The 13,056-nt window shown below is 52.3% G+C and carries 9 protein-coding genes; all 9 read right to left on the minus strand.

The annotated features are described in order from the left end of the window. Positions 1–14: 14 nt before the first annotated feature. The 9 genes from rlmN to H9Q78_RS03230 all read right to left on the minus strand — a co-directional run bounded on the left by rlmN (position 15) and on the right by H9Q78_RS03230 (position 12,844). Complete coding sequence (gene rlmN / locus H9Q78_RS03190; RefSeq protein WP_249303561.1) at positions 15–1,052, minus strand: 23S rRNA (adenine(2503)-C(2))-methyltransferase RlmN; 1,038 nt, start codon at positions 1,050–1,052, stop codon at positions 15–17. Continuing rightward, positions 1,049–2,449: a 16S rRNA (cytosine(967)-C(5))-methyltransferase RsmB gene (rsmB, locus tag H9Q78_RS03195; RefSeq protein ID WP_249303563.1), complete on the minus strand. Its 1,401-nt coding sequence runs from the start codon at positions 2,447–2,449 to the stop codon at positions 1,049–1,051. The genes rlmN and rsmB overlap by 4 nt, the downstream gene beginning before the upstream one ends. Then, on the minus strand, positions 2,442–3,161 hold the full coding sequence (locus H9Q78_RS03200) for a zinc metallopeptidase (RefSeq protein ID WP_249303564.1): 720 nt from the start codon (positions 3,159–3,161) through the stop codon (positions 2,442–2,444). Before H9Q78_RS03200 ends, rsmB begins: the two co-directional genes overlap by 8 nt. Before the next feature lie 25 nt (positions 3,162–3,186). After that, positions 3,187–4,128, minus strand: coding sequence for a methionyl-tRNA formyltransferase (gene fmt, locus H9Q78_RS03205; protein WP_249303565.1), 942 nt, complete (start codon positions 4,126–4,128; stop codon positions 3,187–3,189). Between the two features lie 140 nt (positions 4,129–4,268). Continuing rightward, on the minus strand, positions 4,269–4,745 hold the full coding sequence (gene def / locus H9Q78_RS03210; protein WP_249303566.1) for a peptide deformylase: 477 nt from the start codon (positions 4,743–4,745) through the stop codon (positions 4,269–4,271). Positions 4,746–4,807: 62 nt separating this feature from the next. After that, positions 4,808–7,057 carry a replication restart helicase PriA gene (gene priA, locus H9Q78_RS03215; RefSeq protein WP_249303567.1) on the minus strand — a complete coding sequence of 750 codons (2,250 nt, stop codon included), beginning with the start codon at positions 7,055–7,057 and terminating at the stop codon, positions 4,808–4,810. 32 nt (positions 7,058–7,089) lie between these two features. Next, positions 7,090–8,463: a UDP-N-acetylmuramoyl-tripeptide--D-alanyl-D-alanine ligase gene (locus H9Q78_RS03220; RefSeq protein ID WP_249303568.1), complete on the minus strand. Its 1,374-nt coding sequence runs from the start codon at positions 8,461–8,463 to the stop codon at positions 7,090–7,092. A gap of 12 nt (positions 8,464–8,475) precedes the next feature. Continuing rightward, on the minus strand, positions 8,476–9,957 hold the full coding sequence (locus H9Q78_RS03225; RefSeq protein ID WP_249303569.1) for a UDP-N-acetylmuramoyl-L-alanyl-D-glutamate--2,6-diaminopimelate ligase: 1,482 nt from the start codon (positions 9,955–9,957) through the stop codon (positions 8,476–8,478). A 58-nt stretch (positions 9,958–10,015) separates the two neighbouring features. Further along, positions 10,016–12,844, minus strand: coding sequence for an FtsK/SpoIIIE family DNA translocase (locus H9Q78_RS03230; protein ID WP_330595223.1), 2,829 nt, complete (start codon positions 12,842–12,844; stop codon positions 10,016–10,018). Positions 12,845–13,056 lie beyond the last annotated feature (212 nt).

The following is a 13,056-nucleotide window of genomic DNA, read 5'->3' on the forward strand; positions in this document are numbered from 1 at the left end:
CAAACAGACACCTCTTAGGGCCGTTCTTCCCGGTAGCTTCGGCGCAGCTGCCCGCAGGCTCCGTTGATATCCCGTCCCATTTCTCTTCTAATAGTAACATTAATTCCACTTTTTTCAAGTATATTTTTGAAATTCCGGATGGCCTCCTGTCCGGAACGCACGTATTTACGCTCTTTTATGGGATTCACCGGTATGAGGTTCACATGACAGTTTCTATGTCCCAAAAGGGCCGCCAGCGCCTCGGCCTCCTCTTTTGTATCATTGACACCCCCCACCAGGCTATACTCAAAACTCGGCCGCCTTCCCGTTTTTTCAAAATAAATATCGCACGCGGGCAGCACCTCCTTTAAGCCGTATCGATTGGCGATGGGCATCAGTTCCTTTCTTTTCTCGTCATCCGCCGCGTGAAGAGAAAGGGCAAGGGTGATGGGCAGCTTTTCCTCTGCCAGGCGGCAGATTCTGTCCGGCAGGCCGCAGGTGGAAACTGTGATATTTCTTGCGCTCAGATGGAACCCGCGCTCGTCTGTGAGAAGACGTATAAATTTTACAAAATTATCGTAATTATCCAAAGGCTCTCCGGATCCCATGACCACCACGTTCGATACACGTTTTCCCATGAGCGCCTGCATTCGGTAAATCTGCTCCAGCATCTCCGACGGTCTCAGATCGCGCACAAGCCCGTCCAGCGTGGACGCGCAGAAGCGGCAGCCCATGCGGCAGCCTACCTGAGAGGAAATACATACGCTGTTCCCGTGATGGTATTCCATCCAGACACTTTCAATGACATTGCCGTCATCCAGGCGGAACAGATATTTCCTGGTCCCGTCCAATTCCGATACAAGCACCTCAACAGGCTCCAGAACTGTCAGAAAAAACCGTTCTGAAAGCCTTTGTCTCAAAGAAAGGGACAGGTTTGTCATCTCATCAAAGCTGTCCGCCAGCTTTTCATGGAGCCAGCTGAATATCTGACCTGCCCGGAAGGGCTTTTCTCCCATATCCGCCAGGGCATCCGTAAGTTCTTCCAACGTAAGAGATTTTATATCTGTCTTCATTTATGTATCGATTCCTTCCTGCGGAACCGGGCGATAAAAAACCCGTCTGTCCCTTTTTCTCCCGGCAGAAGCTGCAGCTTTCCCTGTCCCGTGGTCTCAGTGAAAAACCTCTCCGGCAGAATCTCCTCCAGGCTTTCCGGGTAAAACGGATAATTCTCTGAGAACCAGTCCGCGTTTTCCGTGTTCTCCGATGAGAATACCGTACAAGTGGAATACACCAGTCTCCCTCCCGGCTTCACATACTGCCAGATCACATCCAGGATTCTCCGCTGAAGCATGACTAATTCCCTCTGTATATCCTCTGTCATTTTATACTTGATGTCACTTTTCCTTCCGATAATCCCCATTCCTGAACAGGGCAGGTCCGCGATCACCACATCTGCCGAAGCGACCTTGTTTTTATCCAAAACGAGCGCATCCCATACCCTGGCCGACAGATTGGTCAGGCGGCTGCGTCCGATGTTTTCTTCTATAAGTCTCACTTTTTCCGCCGTCAGATCCTGGGCCTCCACACGGCCTGTCCCATGGAGCAGGTCCGCGGCATGGAGGCTTTTCCCGCCGGGCGCCGCGCACACATCCAGAACAAAATCGCCTTCTTTTGGAGCTGCCGCCAGCCCTGCCAGCATAGAGCTCACATCCTGAACCTGTAAAAAGCCCTTCGAAAAAGCGTCGATTTCCGGTAGCATATCAAAATCATGGATCTCGAGAGCTCCGGGAATACCGTCAATCGTTTCTGCCCGTATCCCCTGCTCCTCCAGACTGGTCTTTACAGCCTCCAGGGAAATTCTGCTAAGATTGCACCGGACAGTGAGAGGCCGTTCGGACAGCCCGGCCGCCAACATCCCTTCTGCCCTTTCCTCACCGTATTCTTCCAGCAGCTTTTTTGTGATCCAAACAGGCATGGAATATTTCACTGCCGCATATGCAGGAAAATCCAGCTTTTTATCGGGAAGCGCCACTTCTCCCGAACCTCTGGAAACTGCCCGCAAGACTCCGTTCACAAAGCCCTTCAGACTTCCAAAGCCTTTTTTCTGAGCCAGCCTCACAGCCTCGTTGCAGGCAGCGCTGTCCGGTACTGCGTCCATATATAAAATCTGATAGACCCCCATCCTGAGGATTTCCCGTATGACAGGCTTCATCTTTTCTGTCTTTATCTTGGAAAACCAGTCGATGGTATAGTCCAGCTCATACAGGCGTTCGACAACGCCTTCCGTCAGCCGCGTGAGGAATGCCCTGTCCCTCTTTTCCAGATGACGGTATTTCTCCAGTTCTTCCCGGAGCACCACATGGCTGTACTCTCCCTGTTCCAGTATCCGAAGCAGGCAGCTCAGAGAAACCGCCCGGATATTTATACTCTGGTCCAGTCCTCCCGGCCTCTTTTTCCCTCTGTCAGTCACGGTTCCGTCTTCCTCCAAACAGCAGGATAAGCCGCAGCAGCTGAAGGATGGCTGACAAAGCTCCAGCCACATAGGTGAGAGCCGCGGCAGAAAGGACTTTTCTGGTCTGTGCCGCCTCGTCCTGGTATAAGATTCCGTTTTCCTGCAGGAGCACCAGCGCCCGCCTGGAGGCATTGAACTCCACCGGCAGAGTAATGAGCTGGAATAAAACCGCCAGAGAAAAGCAGAGAATCCCCAGATTCACCAACAGGGAATAACTGCCGTTTCTGGCGCCGAATATCAGTCCCGCAATGATCAGAAGCATGCTGATGCTGGAGCCAAAATTGGCAACCGGTACAAAAGCAGTCCTGAGCTTTAAGGGAGAATATCCCACTTCATCCTGGATAGCATGGCCGCATTCATGGGCCGCCACTCCGATGGCCGCCACAGATGTGGAGCCATATACAGACTGGGACAGCTTAAGGGTCTTATTCCTGGGATCATAGTGATCCGTTAAATCTCCGGCCACAGACATCACCTGCACGCCGTAGATTCCCTGGCTGTCCAGCAGCCTCCTGGCTGCCTCCGCGCCGGTCATACCAGTCCGGCTCATCACCTTCGAATACTTAGCAAACGTACTCTTCACCCTGGCCGATGCGATCATGCAGATGACCGCGCCGACAATCACCAAAACCCAGGTGGGGTCAAAATAATAAAATCCATAATAAGGCATAGTTTTTCATTCACTCCTTGTTGTATTATTGCTTTCTTTCGAACACATCTCCCATTTTCAGAGGATATCCCCTGAGAAATGCACCCGCATCCATCCGTTTCTTTCCCTCCGGCTGGAGTTCCTTCACCTCCAGGAGCCCATTTCCGGTCTGCACAGAAAAGCTCTCTTTTCCGATGGCAGCGACCGTGCCTGGAGCCGTTTTCTCTCCCTGCTCCGGAAGCACTCCGGCCTTCCATATCTTCACCGTCCGGCCCTCCAGACGGGTGTATGCGCTGGGCCAGGGCAAAAGCCCCCGGATCAGCCGTTCAATCGCCGCCGCATCCATGGACCAGTCGATGTCACCCAGGGATTTGGTCAGAATCTTCGCATAGCAGGATTCTCCTTCCTGTGGAATCCGCTCTAAGCTTCCCGCCTCCAGCTTTTCCAAGGTCTCCACGATCAAAGGACCGCCCGCGGCGCTCAGCTTGTCATGAAGGGTTCCTCCCGTTTCTTCTTCATCAATGGGAATGACCGTTTTCAAGAGCATATCGCCGGTATCCAGCCCCTCTTCCATATACATGGTTGTGATTCCCGTCTCTTTTTCACCGTCTATGATCGCCCACTGGATAGGCGCAGCTCCCCGGTATTTGGGCAGAAGAGACGCGTGGATATTGATGCACCCATACTTCGGAAGCTCCAATATTTCTTTCGGCAGAATCTGCCCGAAAGCGATCACTACGATCACCTCCGGATCTATTTCTTTAAGTTTCGTCATGAATTCAGGATTTCCCTTCACCCTGGCCGGCTGATAAACCGGAATCCCATGGGAAAGCGCAGCTTTTTTTACTGCCGTTATCTGCATTTCCTTCCCGCGTCCCTTTGGCTTATCCGGCTGCGTGACCACGCCTGCCACCTGATGGCCGGCCGCCACCAGCGCTTCCAGAGCCGGAACTGAAAAATCAGGAGTTCCCATAAACACTACTTTCATACGTCTGCTCCTCCAACCTCCGTCATAGTTCTTCCGAATTCTGTCTATTTCCCGCAGACTGACGGACTGTTATAATCAGTATACTCTTATTTTTTCCAAATACCGCGATTTTCACAGTTTTTTAAGAAAAAACTTCTGATTTATTCATCTTCTTCCTCATCTGTCACGTCCATCAGCTCACCTTCCACCAGCTCCACATAAAGTCTGCCTTCCAGATGGTCACACTCATGACAGATGGCCCGGGCCAGAAGCTCTGTCCCCTTTATCAGATGCTCCTTCATATTTTCGTCCAGCGCCTTGACTGTCACTTCATTCGGCCTGGTTACGATACCTTGTTTTCCCGGAACACTCAGGCATCCTTCCGGCCCTGACTGTTCACCGCGTGTCTCCAGAATCACCGGATTAATGAGCACGATAGGCCCGTCGCCCGCGTCGATTGTTACGATTCTTTTAAGAACCCCCACCTGCGGCGCGGCAAGGCCTACTCCGTTCGCCTCATACATGGTGTCCAGCATATCTGCTATGAGCTGGCTCGTCCTGGGAGTCATCTCCTTTACTTCCTTCGCTTTTTTAGTCAGTACTTCGTCGCCGATTTCTCTGATCGTCCTCAGTGCCATGATTCTCTGTCCTTTCTTTTTATGTTTTGTTTTCTATATTCTGCCCGTCTTCCGGTTAATATCTATTCCATATCAAATTGGTACAGAACGTTTCTGTCCCATTCCATCTGCTCAATCTTTTCCTTAAGCGCTAACAGCGACTGCTCTTCCTCACATTTCGCATAAAGTACATACCGGTAGCTGTCATTTATCCGTGAGACCGCCGCTTTGGCCGGCCCTATGATCTCCACAGCGCCATGCCGCTGCTCCTCCGCTTCTTCTGTCTCCGCCTTAAAATGGCCCTCAAATTCTCCGGCCATTTCCTTCACTTTACCGGCCATCCGCTCCGCGGCGTTCTCTTCCTTTGAGGTAAAAAGCAGCGACATCATGTGGTATACCGGAGGATAGTGAAGCAGCCTCCGATAAAGGATCTCATGCCAGTAAAAGCTCTCATAGTCCTGGCTGGCCGCGGCCTCCACACTGTAATGGCTGGGAGCGTAGCTCTGTATCACCACCTGGCCGGGCAGCTTGTCCCTGCCGGCCCGCCCCGCCGCCTGTGTGAGCAGCTGAAAAGTCCTCTCTCCAGCCTCATATCCCTCTGAATATAACGACAGGTCCGCCGCCAGTATCCCCACCAGCGTCACATTCGGGAAGTCATGTCCTTTCACGATCATCTGGGTCCCGACCAGGATATCGGCCTTTCCGTCCGCAAAAGCGGCAAGGACCGCGTCGTGGCCTCCCTTGCCTTTTGTGGTATCAGCATCCATCCGCAGGACTCTTGCCTCCGGAAGCATGGATCTTACCATGGCTTCTACCTTTTGAGTCCCGGTCCCGAAGCCCGCGATATAATGGGAGCCGCAGGAAGGACAGGATTTCGGGATCTCCGTTTCGTATCCACAGTAGTGGCATTTTAGCTTTCCGTCCCGGTGCTGCGTCAAGCTCACATCACAATGGGGACATTTGACCGCTTCCCCGCAGGAGCGGCAGGAAATGAAGCCCGCATATCCGCGCCTGTTCAAAAACAGGAGGGCCTGTTCCTTTCTATCAAGAGTTTCCTTTAAAAGTTCCTTCAGACGCCTGCTGAAAATCGTTCGGTTCCCTGCCTTCAGTTCCTCCCTCAGATCCACGATCTCTACGGAAGGCAGCATGCTCTCTTCCTTTGCCCGGCTTCTCATTTGGAATAGAAGATATTCTCCGTTTTGCGCCTTATAATAGGAAGAAGCCGATGGAGTGGCCGACCCGAGAACCACCATGGCGTCCGCCATGCGGCAGCGTTTAATGGCCGTCTCTATGGCGTGGTATTTCGGTACTGTTTCACTTTTATAAGCCGTTTCGTGCTCCTCGTCTATTATGATCAGGCCCAGATTCGGAAAAGGCGTAAAAAGTGCGGACCGCGGCCCGATCATAATATCGATTTTGCCCGTCCTCGCCCGTTCGAACTGGTCTGATTTCTCTCCTGCTGAAAGTCTGGAGTTGACGATGGATACCCGCTCTCCAAACTGTCTGTAAAATCGCATCACCGTCTGATAAGTAAGAGCAATCTCCGGAATCAGCACGATTGCCTGGCGCCCGTTCTTTATCACATGACGAATCAGCTCCATATACACTTCTGTTTTTCCGCTCCCTGTTATACCATGGAGCAGACAAGTTTCCTTTTTCCCATCCCAGGAAGCGGTCATTCCAGAAATGGCCGCTCTCTGCTCTTCATTCAGAAGGAAGGTCTGTTCTTTCTTCAAAAGACCCCGCACCGGATTCCGATAGCGCTCTTCCGTGTCCAGACGGCAGATTCCCTCTTCCAGAAAAAGCCGGAAGGATGCCGGCGACACCCGCAGTCTCTGGGTCACTGCCTCATAGGGGAGCACTTCGTCCTCCGTAAGAGCCTCCAGAAAACGGACTCTTGCTTTCTGCTTTTTTCTCCTGTACACTGCCAGCAGTTCGCAGCACGCTTCCTGTGAAACCGTCCTGACGAGATACTTCTTCTGAACCGGCTTCATCTTTTTCTTCAAGGGAAGCACTGTTTTCAGGGCTTGGATCATCGTGGAGCCATAGTGCTCCTTCATCCATGCCGCCAATTGGATGAGCTGCCCTTCTATGGGCATCGCTTCTTCCTCCACTGCCTGCACCTGCTTTATTTTTTCCGGGTCATAATCCGGCTTTTCGGTAAATCCTATGATATAGCCATCCCGCACTGTATTTCCACGGCCAAAGGGTATCCGTACCTTCATGCCTAAAGAGAGCTTTCCAAAAAGCTCCTCCGGCACTTCATACTGAAAAACCCTGTCCACTGCCGTGTGAACGATATCGACGATGACATTGACATACTGTTTGGACATGTATTTACGATCTCTCTTTTCTCGTTGGCGCCTTACTCGTCTCTCAGGTCATCGATCAGTTCACCCAGCTTCATGCTGTTTGAACCTTTGAACAAGATCAGATCCCCTCTTCCCGCCTGTTCCTTTAAAAACGGCAGCGCTTCTTCCTTCGTGTCAAAACATTTGATAACCGTGTTTTTTCCGCCTGCCTCAGAAACTCCCCGGCCGATTTCTGCCGCCAGCTCTCCGATACAGATCAGAACGTCCGGCGCGATCTCCTTTGCGTAGTACCCAACTTCATAATGAAATCTTCTGCTGTCTTCTCCCAGTTCCAGCATATTGGCCAAAACTGCAATCTTCTTTCCCTCTGTCTCCATTCCGGAAAGAACTCCAAGCGCAGCCTTCATGGAATCCGGGCTGGCATTGTAGGTATCATCGATCACACGATAATCTTTCACTTCATATATCTGCTGCCGGTTCCGGAATCCCGCGAAACCTTCCAAAGCCTCCGCGGCTTCCTCCATGGAAACTCCCCAGATGGACGCGGCCGCCATGGCCGCCAGAGCGTTCATCACCATGTGCTTACCCATGACCGGCAGATGCACCCGTACCCGTTTCGCTCCGCACACAGAGGTAAATTCTGTTCCCGCGCCGGTTATTACCATGTCCTCAGCCCTATACTGACAGTTTTCCCCAAATCCGTAAAACATCCGATGGAAACCAATGGATTCGTCTACCGTCCGTAAAAACGCATCGTCGCCGTTGAGAATCAGAGTCCCTCCGTTTTCCAGACCCACTGTAATCTTCAGCTTTTCCCGTAAAATATTTTCCTGGGTCCCAAGCTGTTCAATATGGGCCACGCCGATATTGGTGATAATGGCGGCCGAAGGCCTTGCCATGGAAGAGAGCACTTCCATCTCTCCAAAGTCACTCATCCCCATTTCCAAAACGGCTATCTCATCCTCTTTCGTCATCTCAGTCATCGTCACCGGCAGTCCGATATCGCTGTTGAAATTTTTTGAGGTTTTAAAAACACGGAACTTCGCCCCCAAAACCGTAGCAGTCATTTCTCTTGTAGTCGTCTTTCCTACGCTCCCGGTCACCCCCACCACCGGGATTCCCATTCGGTTTCTATAGTCCCTGCCCACTGCCTGCAGCGCTTTCAGGGTATCGTCCACCTGTATCCAGGCCGCTCCGGGAAGAGGTTCCATTTTCCTGCTGGAAAGGACCAAAACTGCCCCGTTCTCAATGGCCTGCGCCAGATAGTCATGGGCGTCCGAATGTTCTCCAATCAAAGGAACGAATAAATCCCGTCCCTTCATAGCTCTGGAATCAATGCTTACGTTTTCCAATGGCTCACCGGGGTCCCCCGCCAGAAGCACCCCGCCTGTTGCTCTCACAATATCACGTACTGTCGTCTGTTCCATACTTTTTCCTCATTATTTATATTTGACAAGTGCCTTTTCTGCCTCTTCTCTGTCAGAAAAATGAATCCGCTTCCCGTTGGCCTCCTGATAATCCTCATGGCCTTTCCCGATGATAGCGATGATGTCGCCTTTTTTTCCATGGCTGACCGCATATGCTATCGCTTCCCTCCGGTCCGGTATCACCACATACCGTCCTTCCGTCTCTTGAAAGCCCTTTTCAATATCCTGAATGATGGACTCCACCGGCTCATATCTGGAATTATCCGCCGTTATGACCGATACATCTGCCCATTTGCCGGCCGCCCGGCCCATGCCGAACCGCCTCAGCCGGGAACGGTTTCCTCCGCATCCGAACACACAGATCAAATCTCTGGGTTCATAAGCCTTCAGAGTCTGCAGCAGGTTCTCCATGCTGACCTCATTATGTGCGTAATCCACAATAACCCATAAATGGTTGTTTCCGGACACCACTTCCATTCTTCCCGGCACATGGATTTCCCGCAGGGCCTCCCTCGCCGTCTGTGCAGAAATCCCCATCTGGTCCGCCGCCGCAATGGCCGCCAGGCTGTTTTTTACGTTGTATTCTCCTGGAAGCGGAAGAAACACGCTGGCTTCTTCCTTTCCGCTCAGCTGATATTCACATCCGAGCATGTGGCTGTCTTTATAGAATACCGGAGGGGAAGCCTGATAATCCGCCTCTCCCATCCCGAAGGTCACCAGACGGCAGGTCGCTCTGGCTGTCATTTCCTTCACCCACATGTCATCCCGGTTTACGATTCCCACATCGCAGCTTGTAAACAGACGGCTCTTTTGATATAAGTAATCTTCAAAGCTCTCATGTTCTCCCGGACCGATGTGGTCCTGAGAAAGATTTGTAAAGATTCCATAGGTGAAACGAAGACCGGCAACTCTCTCCATTTTAAACCCCTGAGAGGATACTTCCATGACTACATGGGTACACCCCGCATCCTTCATCTGCCACAGGATTCTCTGCAGCTCATGGGCTTCCGGCGTCGTATGGGAAAGCTCCAGTTTTCTTCCATCCACAAAAGCCCCGTTGGTGCCGATGAGTCCGGCCTTTATCCCAGCGCCGCAAAGAATCCCATGAATCATATAGGCCGTAGTCGTCTTTCCTTTCGTACCGGTGATCGCCACGGAAACCATAGAGCGCAGCGGATAACCATAAAAAGCGGCGGAAAGATATGAAAACGCTTTTCTGGCAGAAGCCACGAGCACCACGCTGGCCGTCCCGGAAATGCTTTTCTCTTCCTTTTTCGCGATTGGATTTCCTTCCTCCATGACGACGACGGACGCCCCGGCGCCTATGGCCTGCCTGGCAAACTCATGGCCATCCTTATGGATGCCGGGTATACATACGAACATGGTTCCCGGCCGTACCTCTCTGGAATCACAGGTAATGCCCGTTACTTCCGTCTGGGAGCTTCCTCTTATCCTGATGTAGCCGACATGTGACAGCAGACTGCTCAGTATCATCCATTTCTCCGCATAAGCATTGATCTTCCTTTATCTTATGCAGAACGCCGGCAAGCCGTCAATCCAAATAGTCCTGGAACTCCTCCATGGTCATCAGGACCTTCCTGGGTTTCGTGCCCTCTTCTTCTCCGACCACGCCGGCCTCGGCCAGCTGGTCCATGATTCGGGCCGCGCGGTTAAAGCCCACCTTGAAAGCTCTCTGGAGCATCCCGATGGACGCCTTTTCTTTTTCTATGATGAACCGGCCGGCATCCGCAAAATAGACGTCCCGTTCATCTGTCCCGCCGGTACCGTCCGTCCCGGAAGAGGTGCTGAGACGGCTCTCAACCTCCTGACTGTAATCTGCATCCGTATGATCTGTCAGATATTTCACCACTTTGGAAACTTCTTCATCGGAGACGAACGCTCCCTGCACCCTTACCGGCTTCTGATATCCGGAAGGATAGAACAGCATGTCTCCCTTTCCGAGCAGCTTTTCCGCGCCGTTCATATCGATGATCGTGCGGGAATCCACGCCGGAAGATACGGAAAAAGCAATTCTCGAAGGCACATTCGCCTTGATAAGTCCAGTAATAACATTGACAGAAGGTCTCTGCGTAGCCAGCACCAGATGGATTCCGGCAGCTCTGGCCATCTGAGCCAGACGGCAGATGGCATCCTCAACCTCTCCCGGCGCCACCATCATCAGATCCGACAGCTCGTCCACGATGATGACCAGCTGCGGCAGGGGGACTGCTTCCTCTCCTTCTCCCGCATCCTCTTTTATTCTCTCGTTATATCCCTTCAGATCCCGGACGTTCAGTTCCGCGAATTTCTTATACCGGTCCGTCATCTCGGCCACTGCCCAGTTGAGGGCCCCGGCCGCCTTCTTTGGATCTGTGACCACCGGAATCATAAGGTGAGGAATGCCGTTATATACGCTCAGCTCCACAACCTTCGGATCGACCATGATAAGCTTCACTTCCGCCGGATCTGCTTTGTAAAGGATGCTCATGATCAGAGTATTGATACACACAGACTTTCCGGAGCCGGTGGCGCCGGCGATCAGCAGATGGGGCATCCTGGCCAGGTCTGTCACCACAGTCTGTCCGCCGATATCCCGTCCTACCGCAAAGGCCAGCCTGGACGGGTGCTTCTTAAATTCCTCTGATTCGATGACATCCCTCAGGAAAACCGTCATATTTTCCTGATTCGGCACTTCGATACCCACTGCTGACTTTCCGGGAATCGGCGCTTCAATACGGACATCTGCAGCAGCCAGATTCAATTTGATGTCGTCAGTCAGGGATACGATCCTGCTGACCTTGACTCCCTGCTCCGGCGTCAGCTCATAACGGGTCACAGAAGGCCCGCAGCTTATATTGGTCACGGTAACGCCCACACCGAAATTCTGCAGGGTCCTCTGCAGCTTTACCGCGGTCTCCCGAAGCTCTGCATCCCGGTTCTTCATCTTTTTGCTTCCCTGCTTCAGTAGGTTCATCGGCGGCTTTGCATAGGGGCGGGGCGGTTTCTTTTTTACAGCCGGCTGCACGGCTCCCGCCGCCCTATCCTGCTCTTCACTGCCGCCCTGCTTTCCCCCGGCCGCAGGCTGCCCCTCCGTAAAACGGACGCTGCCGGAGCTTCCCCTCGCGCTTCCTTCTTCCCGGAAAATGGACGTCCCGGAAGACGCTCTTTTCGCTGTAAGAGGATCCACCTCCGTAGGATCATTTTCCACCTCTATGATCTTTCCATTGGCAGTGACGATCTGTTTGACATCCTCTTCAAAAGGTACCTGTACTTCCTCCGTCTCTTCCTGTCCGCCTGTTTCCGCCTGCCCCAAAGTTCCCGTCATCACAAACTGCCTGCCGAACTCCGGCTGCCTGCGGGCTGACTCATAATCCACAGAAAGAGGATTCCCCTCCTCTGTCTCTTCCCTGTCCAGAGCCTCCAGCTCGGTCAGAGTCCGTTTCACTCTCGAAGCCTTTAACGGCTCCGCCTCTTCGTCTATGTATACCGCTTCTTCCGTATCCGTACCGTCCTGCTCTACCATGCCCTGAATATGCCCGGTGAATACATCTGCAGTCTCGGGCCTTCCTTCCTTTGGATTCGGGCGCCCGTTCCGCTTCTCCGGCCGTTTCTCTTCTTTTTTCTCAGAATCTCCTACGCTGGTATCCAAAGATACTCCACGGATCTTCTGCTCCGCCCGGTACCTTTTCCGTTCCTCTGCCTTTGCTGCATGGATCTCATGGCGCCTGGCCATGTCCTCCCTGGCAGTATCATATACCTTCCGGCCGCTTTTCTGAATGGGATTCAGTATGGACTTCTCTGTGGTAAAGACCAGCCCGGCAGCCGCCAGCAGAATAAGAATCACATATGACCCCACCATGCCGAGCCCTGGATACAGAAGCTTACAGCAAAGTCCTCCAAAAAGGCCGCCGCCGAATGTTTCTGCCGCCTGCGTGTAATAATCTCCAAGGGTCATGGCACTGTCAAACTCCTTCATGGCCAGCAGCGAAGTAATCCCGCAGATCACTACGAGCACGAGAAACGAGACGATCGTCCGGAGAACCGCACGGCCGCTTCCTTTGTTGGACAGCAGAAAACACACGCATAAGAACAGGTACACCGGAACTATGTAAGCGAGAATACCAAACAGTCCCCGCATGATACGATATAAAGCCTCTCCCATGCTTCCGCACCAATGAAGATTGCTGCAGAACAAAAGAACCGCTATCGCAAGGCTGACTAAAATCACCAGCTCTTTTTTTATGGCCGGTTCCATCCTTTCTTCTTTTGTATTTCTGGAGGCACTTCTCTTCTTCGCTCCACTGGCAGTTTTTTTCGCAGGCGCTCCCTTACGGCTCCCGCTCCTGCTCCCCGATGTAGTCTTTCTTTTTGTCGATGCCACAATATTTCCTCCACTTCTCTTTCTTCCCAATCTCCGGCGCCGATGTACGGCATAGATTAGGAAGACTTCCATCCGGACATGATACCGCATGTCTGAAATATAAGTATACCATTCCAGGGGGCAGGATACAAGACCCGGCTTAATTTGAAAGGAGGACAAAATTTTCATTGACGCTTCTCTTCATTTATACTAATATGGAAATAGTGTCTTTA

It is taken from the genome of Qiania dongpingensis (assembly GCF_014337195.1).
Taxonomy (GTDB): domain Bacteria; phylum Bacillota; class Clostridia; order Lachnospirales; family Lachnospiraceae; genus Lientehia; species Lientehia dongpingensis.